Consider the following 16819-nt stretch of genomic DNA (forward strand, 5'->3'; position numbering starts at 1 on the left):
GGTTTTTTTGTGGGGGGGGGGTGGGGGGGGGGGGCGGGGGGGCGGCCCCCCGCGCCGCCGCGCTTGACAACCCATGAGAACAATTCGGCAATGCTCCGCGATGGGATGTCGTCGTCTGTCGCGATGGCCGTGTACGCCGGGGATGTGGGCTGTAGTTTCACGGTGTGGCTACCAACGAAGAGCAGACGCGGTGGGTCGTGCACGGCGAGCGGCTGATCTACGACAACGAGTGGATCCGGCTCGGACTGGTGGACGTCGAGATCCCCGGTGGAGAGCGGTTCGAGCATCACGCGGTGCACCTGGGGCCGGCAGCCATGACGGTGCTGGTGGACGAGCAGAACCGTGTGCTGATGATGTGGCGCCACCGTTTCCTGTTCGACCGGTGGGGCTGGGAACTGCCCGGCGGCCTCGTGGAGGTGGGCGAGGATCCGAAGGACACCGCTGCTCGTGAGGTGGAAGAGGAGACCGGCTACCGGCCCAAGGAGTTGGAGCACCTCATCACGTTTCAGCCGATGGTGGGCATGGTCGACTCCGAGCATGTCGTGTTTCTCGGCAGAGGTGCCGAGCTGGTCGGCGAGCCGGTCGGGGAGGTGGAGGCCGATCGGCTGGAGTGGATCCCGATGGCGGAGATCCCGGACATGATCGCCCGTGGAGACGTATGGAACTCCGGTGTACTGGTTGGTCTCCTGTACGCCCGTGAGCGGCTCAACGGGATCCGCGGGTAGCCGCGCGAGTCAGTTCCTTGACGCGTCGTCCATGTCGACGCGAGCCGGTCAAGGTAGCGAGTTGCCCGGCCCTGTGAAGGTGCGGTTGCGCGGCGTCCAGCTCACCCATTGCGAGGAAGGCATGGGCAAGATCGCACCTCAGCCCGGCTTCGGCTCGGTTGTAAGTACCGTCCATACCTGCGAGGGCTGAACGAAGATCTTCGATGGTGTCGGGGTCTCCGAACCGGACGAGGCAGTTACCACGCCAGCGGGCGAGGTGATGTCTGTTGAGGGAGACGTAGGGCACGTCAGGGTCGGTTTCTCCTTCGGGCAGGAGCGCGGCGGCCTGGTCGAGGGCCGTACGACATGCGGCCTCGTCGCCGAGAACCGCGGCGGCCTCCGCTTCGGCAGCGGCGAGCCACGTCCGCAAGTGGCCTGGGACACGATGGTCATAGGTCGCGCGGACATGTTGGAGTAGCTCGGTGGCCTCCGCCGGCTGTCCGAGGTCAACCAGGACGTAAGCCTGTTGACCACATGCGTAGGCGAGGAGAGCGGAGTTCTCGGCTGCACGAGCGGCGGATATCGCACGCTCGTGGTGATCCCAGGCGTCCGAGAGCGCGCATGTGTCGATGGCCTGCCATCCGGCAAGGGCGGCGGTCTCCGAAAGGACGTGAGCGAGGCGGGTTCGGATGCCGGGCCGTATGGCATGCCGATGGGCCCGTTCTATCTGAGCGATCTGGGCGCGCATCTTGTCGGCGATCGCCGAGACCCCGAGTCGACGATCCAGTAGACGCAGGTTGTTGGTATCGGTCGTAAGGATCATGACCATGGTGGAGTCGACGGCAGCGGCCGCTTCGAGCCGCGCGGCGAGTTCTTCGGCTTGTTCCCTGTGACTGTCGTCCTGGTTCCCGGTAGGGGAAGCGATGTCGAGCGGGGCCAGGCCCAGGAGCATACGGGCATGGTCAGGCAGGCCGAGGCCGGTGGCGATGCGCTCATAGACCTCCAGATCGGTAATGTAGCGCTGCTTTCGAATGATTTGACTGATACGTCCCTGGGATATTCCGGTCGCCGTACTGATGCGAACCTGACTTGCTCCGCTGTACTTGGCAGCGAGGTTAAACAACCCTGATACGTCACGATTTTTTAGGGTTTGACAAGTCTCATCACGATCCCACACCCATGCCGGAATATCGATCGCATCGAAAGCACGCTTGTCCACTCTGAACCCCCGGCGAACATTCGTCGCAGCGTCGCATCACTACAGGTCAGAGCCTATATCCCTCGATGGTATATCCACGTGGAATAGGAATAAGAAACTATTGCGACCATCCTTTCGCACATGACAGAGCCAGTTAAATGCACGGAATGCGATGGGCGGGGATGGAAGATCATCACTCGTCGTGGATGCGTCGCTGCGACAAGTCTGGGTATAAATCACTCAACTCGCGAGGATTGCCTCTACTGCGACGGATCCACCCCTCTCGTCGAAATGTTTGAGTGGGAGGTGTTCCTCACCGCGGGAACCGACCGGCTCGGGCCGTGCGGGACGAGCTCGTGGCAGGCATCTTCGATGGACGCGCTCCGCATGGCGTTGCGCAAGCTGGCGCCGAACACCGATGCCTGGGGACGGATCACGCACCGGGTCTACGACTTCGGTCTCCTGCCGGACGACTGGTCGCGGCGGGTGATCTTCCGGGCGACCGTGGACCCGGCCGGATCGGTGCGTTTCAAGCGGGTCGCGTCATGAGGGTACGGACGATCATCGAGGGGCCGTCCTGCTCGGCACCGCACCCGCTTCCGCTGCAGGACGGGCACCGCATCCTCATCTGGCGTCCGCTGTACCGCTTCGGGCGTGCGCGGGTGACGGCATGGACGTGTTACGAGCACCGGATCACCTCCTACGAGTTGTGCGAGGCGAGCGGCGTGTCCTTCATCCGCCGGACGGTCGTGAGCAAGGGCAGGCGGATCGTCTCCGAGACCGACGCGTGGTCGTGCGGGGAGGCGCGGGTCATCTGGGCGGCTCTGCTGGCGGGCAGGGCGCGTTAGCGTCCTCCTGGTCGACAGAGTCCTGACAGGCTCCGCCTTAACCAGTACTGTGCTTATGCAGACAAGTGGAAGACTGATCGGGCGGTTGACATGAGCATGGACTTCGCTCCGCCGAAGTATGCCCAGGTGATGACGGCTATTCAGCAGCGTATCGAGGCCGGCGAATACGCCCCGGGTGCCATGCTGCCGTCCGAGACGCAGCTTGTCCGGGAGTTCGGCGTGGGCCGTACGACCGTGGTGCGGGCATTGCAGACACTTGCCATGCAGGGCTGGATCGAGCGGGAACACGGGCGTGGCTCCTTCGTGAAGGGGCGGCCGGAGAGTTCACCGGATCGTGTACGGCCGGGCCTGGCGGTGTCCGAGCAGCCGGAGAGCCCCGAGAGCGTCGTCGATGTTCGGCGTGTCCCGGCTCCTCGTCACATTGCCCGGCTTCTGGGCGTCGACGAGAAGACTCCGGTGATCGCGCGGCGGCGGACAGCGCAACAGGGGGGACGGCTCTCGGCCGTGGAGACCCTGTGGTTCCCGTTGGAGATCGCGCTCGGTACCGACGTGGACAAGCACAAACCGCTGCGGCAGGGAGTGCGCCAGCATCTCCAGGCGGTCAAGCATCTGCGGTTCGACCACATCACCGAACGCCTCACGGCTCGCAGCCCCAGGAAAGAGGAGAGCGAGTTGCTCGGCGGCTCGAAGCCCGTCCTCGGCGTGCTGGCCACGGTGCACGACGCGGCGGGAGCCGTGCTGTTGGTGCTGGAAGCGGCGTTGCCAGGTGATCTTCATGAGTTGCAGGATGTCTATCCCGTGACATAGGCCGACTTCGGGTGGTGCCATGCAAGACATTCCTCCTGTCGTCAGCGAAGAACCGGCCGCGAAGAAGTCGTTCTGGCGCAGTTCGAAGGGGGGCTGCCTCGTGGTCACCCTCGTACCAGTGATCGGCCTGCTTCTTCTCGTGCTCCTCGTCATGATCCCTATGTGGGTCAACAACGGAAAGCTGGCGGACATGATCGGCCGGTTCGAGGATTACCCCTTGCCGCCCGAGACTGGCTGGTCCGACTACGGCGGTGAAGGATCCATCGTGCTTCGCGGCAACGGCAACCACTGCGACTACCGCGCCCGGTTCACCTTTGAGACGGGCCTGGCCATCGACGAGCTCACGGCCTACTACAACCGGGCGAACATCGCGGGGATCGAGGGAAGTCGGGCGGCCATCACCCTGTGGATACAGCCCTCCTCGGAAGGTGCCGCCTACCGCAGCCAGACAGTGATCGTGGAGCTGAACAGCAGCACGGACGCCGGTATGGACATCCGCTGTCACTGACCTGGGCGAGGCTGCCTGCCGGGTGAGCTGAGACTTCTTCCACCCACCAACCTCAATCACTTGTGCGGACGAGTTGAAGGAGCTACTCTCAACTCAGTCGGACAAGTGGACGACCGAACATCGGTCTCTCTTGAAAGGAGTGAATCACCATGGCCATTCAGGGCCCGATCTCGATCGGCTTCGATCAGGTCTTCCCGCACGGCTGCTACCTGGTCGGCGAGGTGCAGCAGGTCAAGGACTTCGACGCCTCGACGGCCACCCGGGTCGTCTACGCCAAGGACAAGACCACCGGCCTTCCGGTCTGGCAGGTCTCCGTGGTCGACGCCGACCCCGAGGCCAAGGCCTCGCAGAAGTCGGTCACCGTCAAGATCCTCACCGAGGTCCAGCCGGTTCCCCCGCCCCCGCTGCCGGGCCTGCCGTTCACCCCGGTCGAGTTCGACGGGATGAGCGTCACGCCGTACGTCGGCCAGGAGTCCGGACGACTGGCCTACTCGCTGCGGGCGCGGGCTATGCGTGCTCCCCGCACCGCCACGACCAAGCACACCGCCTCGGCGTCGGCCAAGGACGCCACCACCACGACCAGCAAGGAGATCGCAGCATGAGCGCCCACGACAACTACCAGCCCTACACCTACGTCACCGCCTCCATCCACGATGGTGACACCCGGCTGGATGTGTCCTTCCACACCGCCGAGCTGTCGGTCATGGCGATGACCGTCCAGGGCATCCGGCCCTACCTGTGCTTCGGCAGCGCCGAGGGCCAGCTGTCGATCTCCACCACCGGCGGCGGACCCGTCACCTCCGCCGACCTGGACCTGGCCCGCGAGATCGCCACCGCCGCCATCCGGTACCGCGACGAGTGCGAGCGGCTGTACGCCGTCCAGGCCATCGTTCCGGCCCCCTCGCCCAACTGGGACGACGACCCGGCCTGATCACGTAAGCGGGGCCGCTGGAAGTTGCAGCTCCCGGCGGCCCCTCGGTTCTCCCCAGACTCCACATCAAGGAAGGCCTTCAGCCTAATGTTCAAAAAACTGCCCGGCGACGAGGCACAGCGCCTCGTCTCCACCACCCCCGACACCGCCGTGGTGTTCCGCCCGGCCGTGGTCCGCACTCCCGCCCTGGTGACGCTGGCCGTCTTCGCCTGGCGCACGGTCACCGCACTCCTGCGGCTCATCTGGCGCCACCCGATAGCCTCGGCCATCGTCGCGATTCCCGGCGTGATCTGGACCGTCTACGGCTGGCCGTACGGCCTCGGCGTCGTCGTCCTGCTGGTGGCTGTCCCGACCGGATGGGCGCTGGTCCATCGGTCCTCGTTCCTGCGCCTGGTCGGCTGGCGGCTGCTGGCCTTCTGGCGGCTGGTGTGGGTCTACCGGCGGCACTGGCAGCCGGTGATGACCATCTCCGGCCTGGCCCGCCACCTCGGCGGACGCGACTACCTGCCCCACCTGCTGGGCGTGGCCTGCACCTCGTGGGCCGACCTGGTCACCGTGAAGATCCTCACCGGTCAGGCCGTCACCGACTGGGCCGACCGGATCGAACAGCTCGCCCATGGGTTCGGCGCCGCCTCCTGCCAGGTGACCGTCATCCGGTCCGGCCGGCTGCTGCTGACCTTCCCCCGCCGGGACCCGTTAGCCGTACCGCTGCCCGCCGTACCGATCCCCGTTGAAGCGTCGGTGGGGCCGGTGGAGATCGGCCGATGCGAGGACGGCGCGCGATGGCGGCTCAAGGTCCACGGCACTCACGTCCTGGTCGCCGGGGCCACCGGGGCGGGCAAGGGGTCGGTCATCTGGTCGACCATCCGGGGGTTGCTGCCCGCCGTCAGTTTGGGACTGGCCGAGATCTGGGCGCTGGACCCCAAGCTCATGGAACTGTCCTTCGGCCGCGACCTGTTCGGCGACCATTACGCCGCGTCCCCGGAAGCCTGCGTCGCCCTCCTCGAAGCCGCGGTGAAGGTGATGCAGGAACGGGCCGGCCGCTTCGCTGGGGTCCGCCGCAACCACACCCCCACCGTGCAGGATCCGTTCGTCCTGGTCGTGGTGGACGAGGTGGCGTTCCTGACCGCCTACCAGCCGGACAAGGGCCTTCGGGTACGCACCATCGCCGCCCTGGCGACTCTGACGACTCAGGGGCGGGCGGTCGGGGTCGGCGTTCTGGCCGCACTCCAGGACCCGCGCAAGGACGTGCTGACCATCCGCAACCTGTTCCCGGACAAGATCGCGCTCCGGTTGGACGAGTCCGAACAGGTGGACATGGTGCTCGGTGACGGAGCCCGGGACCGGGGCGCGCTGGCCGACCTGATCCCTTCCCGGCCTGAGCAGGGGGCGGGCATCGCCTATGTACGGCTGGAGACCTCCCCGGACCCGATCCGGGCCCGCGCCGCCTACGTCTCCGACGACGACATCCGCGACATGGTCGCCGTGTTCACCGCCGACACCCTGCCACTACCCGAGGGGGTGGGCTGATGCGCGTCGTCTTCCAGGCCACCCTCGCCGAACTGAGTGCCTCCGGGCTGCTCGACCTCGACGACGCCACGATCCAGCCGCGTCTCGTGCTGGTCAACCTTCAGCTCTGCAAGGACCCCTACAGCGACGCCTACCGGCTGCACGCCGACGTCCTCGACCCGTACCGGAAGGAGGCCAGATGACCGACACCACCCACCCGTCCACCCTCCAGCCCTTGCCCTTCACCGCCGACATGCCGAACGGTGCTGACCGCACCCTTCCTCGTCTGGTGCGCGACACCCTGCCTCTGGCCTTGGACGTGGCGGTGGAAGTCGCCAAGCTCAACGGCGTCTGCATCCGACCGATCGAGCTGCGCCGCTTCGACACCCACACCGGCCGCACCGAACCGTTCGACATCCCCTGCGGCACCACCAACGAAGCCAAGTGCCCGCCGTGCGCTACCCGCAACAAGCAGCTGCGCAAGGCCCAGTGCCGGGAAGGCTGGCATCTGGAGACCGAACCCGTGCCCGAGCCACACCCGGCCACCGACGATCAGAAGTGGCTGATCGAGTTCCGAGCCGATGTCCAGGCCAAGCGGGATACCGCCGAACGTGACGGTCAGGACGTGGCCGACTGGGACGAGGCGATCGCGGGCATCGACGCGGAGATCAACGCCGCCGGGATGCGAGGCAACATCACCGGCGGCCGAACCGCTCCCCGCCGCTCCCGCTCCACCCGACGGCGGCAGGACGCCCCGGACCTTCCCAAACGGGCTCGGCAGAACACCACCCTCGGGCGGACCTTCATCGCCCCGGACGGGCAGGTGTTCCGGCCCTCGCTGTTCGTCACGCTCACCCTGCCGTCGTACGGCAAGATCCGCCCCGGTCAGGGCGTGCCGGTCGATCCGGCCAGCTACGACTACGCGGCGGCGGCTCGGGACGCGCTGCACTTCTCCAAGCTGGTGGACCGGTTCGTGCAGAACCTGCGCCGGGTCGCCGGGTACGACCTGCAGTACTTCGCCACAGTGGAGCCACAGAAGAGGTTCGCGCCGCATCTGCACATGGCGATCCGCGGGACCCTGCCCCGTGCGGAGATCAAGCAGATCGCCGCCGCCACCTACCACCAAGTGTGGTGGCCCTCCATCGACGAAGTGCGCTTTGAGGGCGACCACCTGCCGGTCTGGAGTGAGCGGGCCGAGCAGGCCGAGCCGTACCCGGACGGGCAGGCCGGCGACTACCTCGACCCCGCCACGGGAGAGCTGCTTCCCACCTGGGATGAGGCCCTCGACCGGCTCGACACCGATGACGAAGCCGAGCCCCTGCACGTGATGCGCTTCGGTGCCCAGGTCGACGTGCAAGGTCTTCTGGCCGGATCAGCGGACGCGCACAAGCGGATCGGCTACCTGACCAAGTACCTCACCAAAAGCCTGGGCGACACCCTCGACCTCGACGAAGACGATCAAGACGACGAGGGGGCCGGTTCCACCCGTGCCGCGATCAACCAGGCCCGCCGGGACCACGCCGCCCGCCTGGTCGAGGCGCTGCGCTACGAACCCTGCTCGCCTGCCTGCGCCAACTGGCTCCGGTACGGCATCCAGCCCAAGAACGGCAAGCCGGGCATGACGCCGGGCCGGTGCCGTTCCAAGGCTCACAAGGCCGAACATCTCGGCTACGCGGGCCGTCGTGTCCTGGTCTCGCGCAAGTGGTCGAACAAGACCCTGCGTGACCACAAGGCCGACCGCCGGGCCTGGGTGCTCGACATGCTCGGCCTGCCCGCCGACGCCACCGCCACCGACCCGCACCGCTACGTCTGGCGGCCGGTCTCGACCAAGGACCCGACCCGAACCCCGCTGCCGGTGCGGCTACTGCGCGGCGTGGCCAACCGACAGCAGACCAAAGCACGACTCGACGAACTACGGGCCAGAGCCGACGGCAGACCCATCCCCGATCTTTCGGCAACCACGGCACTGAGGGAGGCGGCGTGAAGAAGAACCGCGACGAGCTCATGACCGTCCCCGAGATCCTCCATGAACTCGGCGGGGTGTCCCGGCGCACCTTCTACCGCTGGCGCGAGATCGGCCACGCACCCCAGGGCCTAAAGCTCCCCAACGGAGAGATCCGCGTCTGGCGCAGCGAGTTCACGACCTGGCTGGAATCCCTCCGGGAGGCGGCGTGACCGCCTCCTATGACGTGAAGTTCTGGGAGGTGCGGCGGAACCAGTCGAGTAAGACCGCCTCCTATGAGGTCCGCTGGAAAGTGGGCGGCCGTCAGAAGTCGAAGACGTTGCGTACGAAGGCGCTCGCCGAAAGCTTTCTCTCGGATCTTCGCCAGGCGGCCAAGCAGGGCGAGGCCTTCGACATGGAAACCGGGTTACCCGTCTCCATGACCAAGGTGAAGAACGCGGTCACGTGGTTCGCCTTCGCCTTGGCGTACGTGGACATGAAATGGCCTCATGTCGCGGCCAAGACCCGTGACAGCCTCACTGACGCACTGGCAACTGTCACCCCCGCCCTCGTCGACGAGAATGCGCCCGGTAAGCCCGAGCCGCTCGTTCTCCGGGAGGCTCTGCGACAGTACGCGCTTCCTCCGGCCTCCCGGCAGTTGAAGCGCTCGGAAACGATTCGGTCGGCCCTTATGTGGCTTGAGCGCCATTCCTTGTCCGTGCACGCCCTGTCCAAGGTGCGTAACGTACGGCTCGGCCTAGACGCGCTGACGCTCAACCTCGACGGTGGGGCCGCCGCGGCCACCACGATCGCCCGTAAGCGGTCGGTCTTCTACAACGCTCTGCAGTACGCCGTGGACCTGGAAGAGTTGGCCTCCAACCCGATCGACAAGGTGAAGGCCTGGAAGCCGCCCAAGGTCCGGGAGGTCGTGGATCGCCGGGTGGTGGTCAACCCGGTTCAGGCTCGGGAACTGCTGACTGCGGTGACCTACGTGGGCCGACCGGATCGAGGGCAGCACCTTCGGGGATTCTTCGCCTGTCTCTACTTCGCAGGGCTACGTCCGGCCGAGGCACTCGGGCTCCGCGTCCAGGACTGTCACCTCCCAAAGTCTGGGTGGGGACGGCTCGTCCTGGCCAGGTCCAAGCCGCAGGCCAACAAGAGGTGGACCGATTCCGGGCAGGCCCACGACGATCGGGGACTCAAGCACCGGGCCGAGGACGAGGGGCGGCCGGTGCCCGTCCCGCCGGAACTGGTGGCCATCCTGCGGGAGCACCTCGACGAGTTCGGAGCCCACGAGGACGGCCGACTCTTCCGGACCTCGCGCGGCGGAGTGATCTCTATCGGGACCTACTGCGAGGCGTGGAAGGCGGCCCGGCTCCTGGCGCTGACTCCCGAGCAGCAGGTCTCCCCGTTGGCGGCCCGGCCGTACGACCTGCGGCACGCGGCCGTCTCGCTCTGGCTCAACGCCGGAGTGGCCGCTCCCGAGGTGGCCGAACGAGCCGGGCACGGAGTGGACGTACTGCTCAAGGTCTACGCCAAGTGCATCGACGGCGGCGTGGAGATCGCCAACCGGCGGATAGACGACGCGCTCGCGGCATGATCGCCCCTGTCCGTTCTGTACGGCCTTGCCAACGTCCAGGGTGCTGACCTGCGGGAGACAGAAGGAGCCCCGGAGACGGTCGGCCGGGGCCGCTCAGAGTCACCGTGCCGCTTCGGGCTGGGATCGTGTGGGGTCCGGTCACGCGGGATCGAGCGCGCACCAGTCGTCGGTGATGCAGCCTTCCTCGTAGTCCCACCGGCCGTTCTGCCCCTCCCGGAGGAGCCGCCTCACTCCGGCGAGGTCCGCTGTCGGCGGGACATTCAGCGCCACCAAGCCGAACTGCTCAAGACCTTCCCCCTCGACGCCCAGTGGCGCGAAGAGATCGAGAACGGCCCCCAGGTCGCCTTCGAGATCACCGTCGGGGTATGGGATGACCCGGATCGTGCAGTTACCGGAGAACTCCACGACCTCCTTCGCCCACACGACACCTTCGGCGTCCGTTTCGAGGTGCACCACGTCGCCGCAGGCGACCCCGGGGACGAAGAAGGGGATGTTGTCCAGCCGCGCACGATCCGGCCCCACGGGAATCGCCCACACCCCTTCGGAACCGACTGGCGGCCAGCCGTCGTCGTCCTGCTGGAGATCGAACAGCACACGCACGTGGTCAGCCGGAGCGCTCTGCGTCACAGAAGAAGGATGCCCTACGGGCCAGATCGCTCCCAGGGGAATTGGATCATGCGACCTCCGGCCAGAGCGTTGACGGAGCGCACCCAAGGGGTCCCGTTCGCTGCGGGGCCCCTTCGTTTTGCGGGCGCGACCTGGGGAAACGTCTCAAGATCTATCCCGCGTATATCCCGCGAACACCGGCCGAGGGGTGCTCACGACGGCGTACGGCTGCGCAGCCCGGAAACGATCAACGGCGCCTCACCAAGGGAAAAGCCCTGGTCAGGCGCCGTTTTGCGAGGTGAGCGGAGAGCGTGGGATTCGAACCCACGAGGACTGTCACCAGCCCTAGCGGTTTTCAAGACCGCCGCCATCGTCCACTAGGCGAGCTCTCCTGGCTGACACGCCTCAAGAACGTGTCAGATTGCACTTTAGTCTCTCACTGTTCCGGACGTGTCCGGGACTTGGCGAGCGCCTCGGCTCCGCTTGGGAGTGAGGCGCTCGCCGTACCGGGTCAGGGTTCCTGGACGGCGAAGCCGTCGCCCACGGAGGCGGCCAGGCGGAGGTAGGAGTCGCGGGTGGCGGGTTGGAGTCTGTCCAGTTCCATCTCGGCTCCCTCCTCCAGGTGGGGGTCGTAGGGGACGCGGATCACGGCCCGGCAGCGGGCTGCGAAGTGGGCTTCCAGGCGGTCGAGGTCCACGGTCGACTTCGACCTCGGGCGGACGCTGCACAGCACCACCGTGGCGGAGCGGACCAGTTCCTCGTAGTGGTGGGCCTCCAGCCAGTCCAGGGTCGCCGAGGCGGCGCGGGCGCCGTCCACGGACGGTGAGCTCACCAGGACGAGCTGGTCGGCCAGGCCGAGGACGCCGGACATGGCCGAGTGGAGCAGGCCTGTGCCGCAGTCGGTGATGCAGATCGAGTAGAAGTTCTCCAGGACCTGGGCGACCGCCTGGTAATCGGACGCGCTGAAGGCCTCCGACACCGAGGGGTCGCGGTCGGAGGCGAGGATCTCCAGTCGTGAGGGGGCCTGCGAGGTGAAGGCCCGGATATCGACATATCGCCTGATCTGCTGGCGTTCGTTGAGCAGGTCGCGGACGGTGGCGGAGGTTTCGAGCTCCACCTTGTCCGACAGGGTGCCGCGGTCGGGGTTGGCGTCGACCGCGATGACCCTGTCGCCGCGGGCCTGGGCGAGGGTCGCGCCGAGCCCGACCGTGGTCGTGGTCTTGCCGACGCCTCCCTTCAGGCTCAGTACGGCGACCCGGTGGTGGCCCGTGGCCACCGGGGTGCGGGCGCGGGCGATCAGTTCGCGACGGCGGCGGGCTTCGGGGGACTCACCCGGCTTGATCAGCCCGGCGGACGCCCGGTAGATCAGCCCGCGCCACCCCCCGGAAGGGGCGTTGCGGCGTCCTCTGAGCAGCGAGTCCGGGTCCAGGCTGTCGGCGGACGGCCTGGCCCCCGAGGGCTGCCTGGACGGCGCGCTGAAGGCGGGTGGCGGGGTCGAGTGACGACGGCGCGGCTGGTACGGCTCCCGCACCGGCTCGGTCGTGTCCCCGCCCTGTGCGAAGGGGGCCTCTCGCTCGGGAGCCGGAGGCCGCTCCGCGGCGAAGGACCTGTCGGGGCCGGGAGCGAAGGCCGTGTCCCTCTCCGACGTGAAGGACGCCTCCCTGTCAGACCTGCTCGGTGAGAAAGACCTGTCCCAGTCTCGGCCGAAGGCCCCGCTACCGGCCCCCGTACCGGTACCGGCTTGTGCGTTGCCGGCGGTGCTCGCCGAAGGGGTACCGCCCGCCGTGGTGGACGGCGCGGAACCGAACGCCCCGGAAGTCCCTGAGGTGCCGGGAGCCGCCTGCTCGGGCGACGGGGCCGGCTGCGGCGAAGCGGTCTGTTGCGGTGTGCCGGTGCCGAAGGAGCCGGGCTTCCGGAACGGCTCGGCGACCTCGGGCTCGGTCCGCTCGGGACGGTCGAAGCGCTCGGCGGTCTCGGAGTGACCGGGGCCTTCGGCGCGTTCGGGGGCCTGCCGGAGCGGCGCTCCCGTCGTCGGCGGCTCCGCTGCCTCGAACACGGACCGGTCGCGCTCTTGCGCGGCGCCGCCGAAGGCGGCCCGTTCGTGCCCGGAGGCAGCCCGTTCGTGCCCGGAGGCGGTTCGTTCGTGGCCTGAATCGCCTCCCGTGGGTGCCGATCCGTCCCGGCCGGAGTCACCGGCCGCCGGCGCGAACCGGTCGGACTCACCGGTGACCGATGCGAAACGGTCGCGGCCGGAGTCGGCGTCCGTGGACGTGAGCCGGTCGTGCTCCCGCTCGGCGCCACCGACGGCGGGCCGGTCGCTGCCGGAGGCCGTACCGCCGAACGCAGGCGTCTTGAGCTGAGGGGCCGTGGGCATGAACGGCTCGAGTTCGGGACCGCGTGACGCGCCCCGGCCGTGTGACGACTCGGAGCCGCGCGACGACTCGGGGCCCGGTGACGCGTGGGAGCTCGGCGCGGTGTCCGGGCCGGGTGACGTGTGGGAAGCGGGCGACGGGTCCTGGCTGTGTGGCGTCTGGAGACCGGGCGAGGTGTCCTGACCGTACGACAGCCGGAGACCGGGAGACGTGTTCTGGCTGCTCGGCGCCTCAAGATCCCGTGGCTCGACGTTGATCAGCGGGAAGGTCTCCAAGGCGTCGATCGGACGGTGCTCGAACAGGCCGCGGGACTGCTCGGAGCGAGAACCGGACTCGGGCTCGGGGTCGGTGTACGCCGGGTCGGGCTCGGTGGGCGCCGCGTGAACCACGGGCTCGACGGACGTCGTCCGCGCCGCGGGCTCGGTGTGCGTCGCGTGAACCGCGGGTTCGGGGTGGGGCACCGGGTCGGGGTCGAGACGGGGCGTACGGGTCTCCGGTTCGGTGAACCGGCCCGTACCGTAGCCGCCGGTGTCGTCCGCCTCCTGGCGGGGCAGCGGCTTGAGAGGGGCGAGGAAGGCCTCGTCCCGTGTGGAGGCCCCCGTGGCGGGAGGCGCGGGAGGTACGGTGAAGGAGCTCGCCGGACCGGACACCTCCATCCAGTCGGCGGCGTCGGCCTCCTCGATCGGGGGGTCCGTCACGGCCGTGGACGTGCCCGCGAGGTTGTGGGAGGGGTCGGCGGCCGTACGGAACAGCGATGACGACGTGGCCTCCGGCTCGGCGGGAACCGAGCTCCAGGGGTCCTTCGGATATGGCGAAATGACGGCGTCGTCCACCGCACTGCTCTTTAACGCGATGGGGGGCGCCTCCTCCTGTTCCTTGATAGCGTCGAGCCAGGCAAGCTGTTCCTCGAGAGATTCCTCACGATCGTGTCTTGCCACCGTGTTCCCCCTCGGGATGGGCGTAAAAGGGCAGCAAACACATAGCAGGTTAACGCCCTGTGTTCTCGTCAATGCGGGCAACCACCAAGTTGATCCCCAGCGGATAGCGTTGGAGACATGCACGCCATCGTGATCGATAAACCTGGTGGACCCGAAGTGCTCCGCTGGCGGGAGGTCCCCGATCCCCGTCCCGGATCGGGTGAGGTCCTCATCGACGTGACCGCCTCCGCGCTCAACCGGGCCGACATCCTCCAGCGGCAGGGACTCTACAACCCTCCGCCCGGCGCTTCGCCGTATCCCGGCCTGGAATGCTCCGGCGTGGTCGCCGAGGTGGGTCCGGACGTCCTCGGCTTCGAGCCCGGCGACCAGGTGTGCGCCCTGCTGGCCGGCGGGGGCTACGCGCAGAGGGTCGCGGTGCCCTGGCAGCAGGTGATGCGCGTGCCCGAGGGGGTGGACCTGGTCGAGGCGGCCGGGTTGCCGGAGGTGGCGTGCACGGTCTGGTCCAACGTGTTCATGACCGCGCGGCTCAGGAGGGGCGAGACGCTCCTGGTCCACGGCGGTGCCAGCGGGATAGGCACGCTGGCCGTACAGCTCGCCAAGGCGTTCGGCTCGCGCGTGGTCGTCACCGCGGGGTCGGCGGAGAAGATCTCCCGCTGCCTGGAGCTGGGCGCGGACGAGGGGATCGACTACCACGACGGGGACTTCTCGGAGAAGGTCCAGGCCGATGTGATCCTCGACATCGTCGGTGGACCGTACCTTTCGAAGAACGTCCGGGCGCTCAGGAGCGGCGGCAGGCTGGTCGTGATCGGCATGCAGGGCGGTTCCAGGGGCGAGCTGGACCTGGGTGCGCTCCTCGCCAAGCGCGCCTCCGTGCACGGCACCACGCTACGCGCGCGACCGGTCGACGAGAAGGGGGCCATCGTCCGTGGCGTCGTGGAGAACGTGTGGCCCCTGGTGGAGGCGGGAGCGATCCGTCCCGTGATCCACTCCCGGGTGCCGATGAGTGAAGCCGCCGAAGCTCACCGGATCCTGGAATCCGGAGAGCACATCGGGAAAATCCTGCTAGTAGGTTGAGGACTATGAACGCTGAGGAGAGCACTCCGCATGTAGTGGTCGTTGGCCCCCAGGGGGTCAAGACCGAGGAGGACGGCGAAGAGCGCTCTGTCGCCGATATGGTCGAGCAGCCCGCCAAGGTTATGCGCATCGGCAGCATGATCCGCCAGCTCCTTGAGGAGGTCAGGGCGGCCCCGCTCGACGAGGCGAGCCGCAAGCGCCTCATGGAGATCCACCAGAGCTCCATCAAGGAGCTCGAGGACGGCCTGGCGCCCGAGCTGGTCGACGAGCTGGAGCGGCTTTCGCTCCCGTTCACCGACAACAACGGCACCCCGCCCAGCGAGGCGGAGCTGCGGGTGGCCCACGCACAGCTGGTCGGCTGGCTCGAAGGTCTGTTCCACGGCATCCAGACGACGCTCTTCGCCCAGCAGATGGCGGCCCGCGCCCAGCTGGAGAACATGCGCAGGGCGCTGCCCGGCGGCGTGTCCATCCCCCAGGAGAGTCAGCAGGGCAGCTCGGGCCCCTATCTGTGAGCCGGATGCGCCTGCCCGTAGAGAGTTTCTAGGATCCTGGCGACCCCGTCGTCGTCGTTGGCCGCGGTCACGTGATCGACCGCGGCCAGCACTTCCGTGTGGGCGTTGGCGACGGCGTACGAGATGCCGGCCCACCGCAGCATCGGCAGGTCGTTCGGCATGTCGCCGAAGGCGATCACCTCGGCCGCCCTGATGTCCCGCCCCTCGGCGAGGGCCGCCAGCGCCGAGGCCTTCGTCACGCCGCGGGCGCTCATCTCGATCATGGCCCGGCCGCTGGAGTGGGTCGGCGTGACCAGGTCGCCGACGAGGCCCTGGACCGCCGTCTGCAGGATGTCGGGGTCCATCCGGGGGTGCAGGGCCAGGAGCTTGGCGCAGGGCCGCGAGGTGAGCGTGACGGTCTCGACCGGGAACCCGCCCTCCGCCGCGAGGTCCAGGCCGTCGAGACGGAAATCGACCTCGTGGGCGAACCCGCCTTCGTACTCCACGGAGAACGTCAACTCGGGGATCTTCTCACGGAGTCGTCTAACGGCCTCTTCGAGCACCTCGGCGTCGATGAGGTGCGACCTCACGATCCGTTCGGTGTGCAGGTCGTAGACGAGCGCGCCGTTGGCGCATATGGCCAGTCCACGGTGGCGTACGGCTCCCGCGACCGGGTGTATCCACCTGGGCGGGCGCCCCGTCACGAAGACGAGCGTGGCTCCGGCCCGTTCCACGAGGGCGAAGGCCTCCGCGGTACGGGGAGAAACGGTGCCGTCGGAGCGCAGAGCGGTACCGTCGAGGTCGGTGGCGACGAGCCGGGGGCTTCCCATAACAGGCTCCAGTCTGCACCGTGATCCGGTGGACGCCGACCTCGGGATCCGTCTCGGAGGAATCTTCCTCGTGGCGGGAACACGGCCGCGCCAGATAGTGTTAGATGTGATGGCGTTGTATTAGCTGAATCCCGTTGTGAAAACCAGTTTGACTGAGCCACCCCGGGGCCCGCTGTACGACACATGGGGTTCATGAGGTGTGAATCCCAAAGTTTCAAATCCTGAGGGAGAGCTTTAATGGCTCAGGGAACCGTCAAGTGGTTCAACGCTGAAAAGGGCTTCGGCTTCATCGCACCGGACGGCGGTGCACCGGACGTGTTCGTGCACTTCTCCGAGATCCAGGGCAGCGGCTACCGTAGCCTCGAGGACGGCCAGCGGGTCGAGTTCGAGATCACGCAGGGCCAGAAGGGTCCGCAGGCCTCGCAGGTTCGCGCCGTCTGACGCATAGACCTCTTGGTAAG

At 67.8% G+C, this 16819-nt stretch carries 19 protein-coding genes and 1 tRNA gene; 15 read left to right on the forward strand and 5 right to left on the reverse strand.

All coding sequences use genetic code 11. The features are described 5' to 3' along the window. Positions 1-164: 164 nt before the first annotated feature. On the forward strand, positions 165-725 hold the full coding sequence (locus AB0N02_RS41055) for an NUDIX hydrolase (RefSeq protein WP_363958799.1): 561 nt from the start codon (positions 165-167) through the stop codon (positions 723-725). On the opposite strand, the gene AB0N02_RS41060 is transcribed toward AB0N02_RS41055, so the two are convergent. Beyond that, complete coding sequence (locus tag AB0N02_RS41060) at positions 706-1923, reverse strand: XRE family transcriptional regulator (RefSeq protein ID WP_363958802.1); 1218 nt, start codon at positions 1921-1923, stop codon at positions 706-708. The two genes, AB0N02_RS41055 and AB0N02_RS41060, sit on opposite strands and share 20 nt — an antisense overlap. A gap of 270 nt (positions 1924-2193) precedes the next feature. Between AB0N02_RS41060 and AB0N02_RS41065 the strand changes: the two genes are divergently transcribed. The 11 genes from AB0N02_RS41065 (at position 2194) to AB0N02_RS41115 (ending at position 10047) form a co-directional block, all read left to right on the forward strand. Continuing rightward, the gene (locus AB0N02_RS41065) at positions 2194-2451 is read left to right on the forward strand and encodes a hypothetical protein (RefSeq protein WP_363958805.1); all 258 of its coding nucleotides are present in this window, start codon (positions 2194-2196) and stop codon (positions 2449-2451) included. After that, complete coding sequence (locus AB0N02_RS41070; RefSeq protein ID WP_363958808.1) at positions 2448-2750, forward strand: hypothetical protein; 303 nt, start codon at positions 2448-2450, stop codon at positions 2748-2750. The genes AB0N02_RS41065 and AB0N02_RS41070 overlap by 4 nt, the downstream gene beginning before the upstream one ends. A gap of 90 nt (positions 2751-2840) precedes the next feature. Further along, entirely contained in the window at positions 2841-3557 is a 717-nt protein-coding gene (locus tag AB0N02_RS41075; protein ID WP_363958811.1) for a GntR family transcriptional regulator, read from the forward strand. Between the two features lie 19 nt (positions 3558-3576). Beyond that, a complete protein-coding gene (locus tag AB0N02_RS41080) occupies positions 3577-4065 on the forward strand; it encodes a hypothetical protein (RefSeq protein WP_363958814.1) in 489 nt (162 codons plus the stop codon). Between the two features lie 149 nt (positions 4066-4214). Continuing rightward, entirely contained in the window at positions 4215-4667 is a 453-nt protein-coding gene (locus AB0N02_RS41085) for a plasmid replication, integration and excision activator (protein WP_363958817.1), read from the forward strand. Beyond that, on the forward strand, positions 4664-4996 hold the full coding sequence (locus AB0N02_RS41090) for a hypothetical protein (protein WP_363958819.1): 333 nt from the start codon (positions 4664-4666) through the stop codon (positions 4994-4996). Before AB0N02_RS41085 ends, AB0N02_RS41090 begins: the two co-directional genes overlap by 4 nt. 87 nt (positions 4997-5083) lie before the next feature. Then, positions 5084-6526: an FtsK/SpoIIIE domain-containing protein gene (locus AB0N02_RS41095; protein WP_363958822.1), complete on the forward strand. Its 1443-nt coding sequence runs from the start codon at positions 5084-5086 to the stop codon at positions 6524-6526. Continuing rightward, on the forward strand, positions 6526-6708 hold the full coding sequence (locus tag AB0N02_RS41100; RefSeq protein WP_363958825.1) for a hypothetical protein: 183 nt from the start codon (positions 6526-6528) through the stop codon (positions 6706-6708). Before AB0N02_RS41095 ends, AB0N02_RS41100 begins: the two co-directional genes overlap by 1 nt. Further along, positions 6705-8489 carry a replication initiator gene (locus tag AB0N02_RS41105; RefSeq protein ID WP_363958827.1) on the forward strand — a complete coding sequence of 595 codons (1785 nt, stop codon included), beginning with the start codon at positions 6705-6707 and terminating at the stop codon, positions 8487-8489. Before AB0N02_RS41100 ends, AB0N02_RS41105 begins: the two co-directional genes overlap by 4 nt. Then, positions 8486-8680, forward strand: a complete 195-nt coding sequence (locus tag AB0N02_RS41110) for an excisionase (protein WP_363958830.1) — start codon at positions 8486-8488, stop codon at positions 8678-8680. The genes AB0N02_RS41105 and AB0N02_RS41110 overlap by 4 nt, the downstream gene beginning before the upstream one ends. Beyond that, positions 8677-10047 carry a tyrosine-type recombinase/integrase gene (locus tag AB0N02_RS41115; protein ID WP_363958833.1) on the forward strand — a complete coding sequence of 457 codons (1371 nt, stop codon included), beginning with the start codon at positions 8677-8679 and terminating at the stop codon, positions 10045-10047. The genes AB0N02_RS41110 and AB0N02_RS41115 overlap by 4 nt, the downstream gene beginning before the upstream one ends. Positions 10048-10185: 138 nt before the next feature. On the opposite strand, the gene AB0N02_RS41120 is transcribed toward AB0N02_RS41115, so the two are convergent. The 3 genes from AB0N02_RS41120 to AB0N02_RS41130 form a co-directional block, all read right to left on the reverse strand. Beyond that, the gene (locus tag AB0N02_RS41120) at positions 10186-10641 is read right to left on the reverse strand and encodes a DUF4265 domain-containing protein (protein ID WP_363958836.1); all 456 of its coding nucleotides are present in this window, start codon (positions 10639-10641) and stop codon (positions 10186-10188) included. Between the two features lie 315 nt (positions 10642-10956). Beyond that, positions 10957-11045, reverse strand: a tRNA-Ser gene (locus AB0N02_RS41125). Between the two features lie 119 nt (positions 11046-11164). Next, on the reverse strand, positions 11165-13858 hold the full coding sequence (locus AB0N02_RS41130; protein WP_363958839.1) for an AAA family ATPase: 2694 nt from the start codon (positions 13856-13858) through the stop codon (positions 11165-11167). A 222-nt stretch (positions 13859-14080) separates the two neighbouring features. Here AB0N02_RS41130 and AB0N02_RS41135 point away from each other — a divergent pair, with 222 nt between their 5' ends. Both AB0N02_RS41135 and AB0N02_RS41140 read left to right on the forward strand, forming a co-directional pair. Next, positions 14081-15037, forward strand: coding sequence for an NAD(P)H-quinone oxidoreductase (locus tag AB0N02_RS41135; protein ID WP_363958841.1), 957 nt, complete (start codon positions 14081-14083; stop codon positions 15035-15037). Between the two features lie 5 nt (positions 15038-15042). Next, positions 15043-15549, forward strand: coding sequence for a bacterial proteasome activator family protein (locus AB0N02_RS41140; RefSeq protein ID WP_363958844.1), 507 nt, complete (start codon positions 15043-15045; stop codon positions 15547-15549). Here the strand turns inward: AB0N02_RS41140 and AB0N02_RS41145 are convergent. Beyond that, complete coding sequence (locus AB0N02_RS41145; protein WP_363958847.1) at positions 15540-16358, reverse strand: HAD family hydrolase; 819 nt, start codon at positions 16356-16358, stop codon at positions 15540-15542. The genes AB0N02_RS41140 and AB0N02_RS41145 overlap by 10 nt on opposite strands. 237 nt (positions 16359-16595) lie before the next feature. Here AB0N02_RS41145 and AB0N02_RS41150 point away from each other — a divergent pair, with 237 nt between their 5' ends. Continuing rightward, entirely contained in the window at positions 16596-16799 is a 204-nt protein-coding gene (locus AB0N02_RS41150; RefSeq protein ID WP_179821289.1) for a cold-shock protein, read from the forward strand. Positions 16800-16819: the final 20 nt, after the last annotated feature.

This window comes from Streptosporangium sp. NPDC051022, from assembly GCF_040683035.1.
Taxonomy (GTDB): domain Bacteria; phylum Actinomycetota; class Actinomycetes; order Streptosporangiales; family Streptosporangiaceae; genus Streptosporangium.

Excerpts from the sequence above, each read along its gene's own strand:
- AB0N02_RS41065 (WP_363958805.1), top strand. The coding sequence starts at position 2,194 with ATGTTTGAGTGGGAGGTGTTCCTCACCGCGGGAACCGACCGGCTCGGG.
- AB0N02_RS41095 (WP_363958822.1), top strand. The coding sequence starts at position 5,084 with ATGTTCAAAAAACTGCCCGGCGACGAGGCACAGCGCCTCGTCTCCACC.
- AB0N02_RS41090 (WP_363958819.1), top strand. The coding sequence starts at position 4,664 with ATGAGCGCCCACGACAACTACCAGCCCTACACCTACGTCACCGCCTCC.
- AB0N02_RS41100 (WP_363958825.1), top strand. The coding sequence starts at position 6,526 with ATGCGCGTCGTCTTCCAGGCCACCCTCGCCGAACTGAGTGCCTCCGGG.
- AB0N02_RS41140 (WP_363958844.1), top strand. The coding sequence starts at position 15,043 with ATGAACGCTGAGGAGAGCACTCCGCATGTAGTGGTCGTTGGCCCCCAG.
- AB0N02_RS41080 (WP_363958814.1), top strand. The coding sequence starts at position 3,577 with ATGCAAGACATTCCTCCTGTCGTCAGCGAAGAACCGGCCGCGAAGAAG.
- AB0N02_RS41145 (WP_363958847.1), bottom strand. The coding sequence starts at position 16,358 with ATGGGAAGCCCCCGGCTCGTCGCCACCGACCTCGACGGTACCGCTCTG.
- AB0N02_RS41075 (WP_363958811.1), top strand. The coding sequence starts at position 2,841 with ATGAGCATGGACTTCGCTCCGCCGAAGTATGCCCAGGTGATGACGGCT.
- AB0N02_RS41085 (WP_363958817.1), top strand. The coding sequence starts at position 4,215 with ATGGCCATTCAGGGCCCGATCTCGATCGGCTTCGATCAGGTCTTCCCG.
- AB0N02_RS41070 (WP_363958808.1), top strand. The coding sequence starts at position 2,448 with ATGAGGGTACGGACGATCATCGAGGGGCCGTCCTGCTCGGCACCGCAC.
- AB0N02_RS41105 (WP_363958827.1), top strand. The coding sequence starts at position 6,705 with ATGACCGACACCACCCACCCGTCCACCCTCCAGCCCTTGCCCTTCACC.
- AB0N02_RS41135 (WP_363958841.1), top strand. The coding sequence starts at position 14,081 with ATGCACGCCATCGTGATCGATAAACCTGGTGGACCCGAAGTGCTCCGC.
- AB0N02_RS41150 (WP_179821289.1), top strand. The coding sequence starts at position 16,596 with ATGGCTCAGGGAACCGTCAAGTGGTTCAACGCTGAAAAGGGCTTCGGC.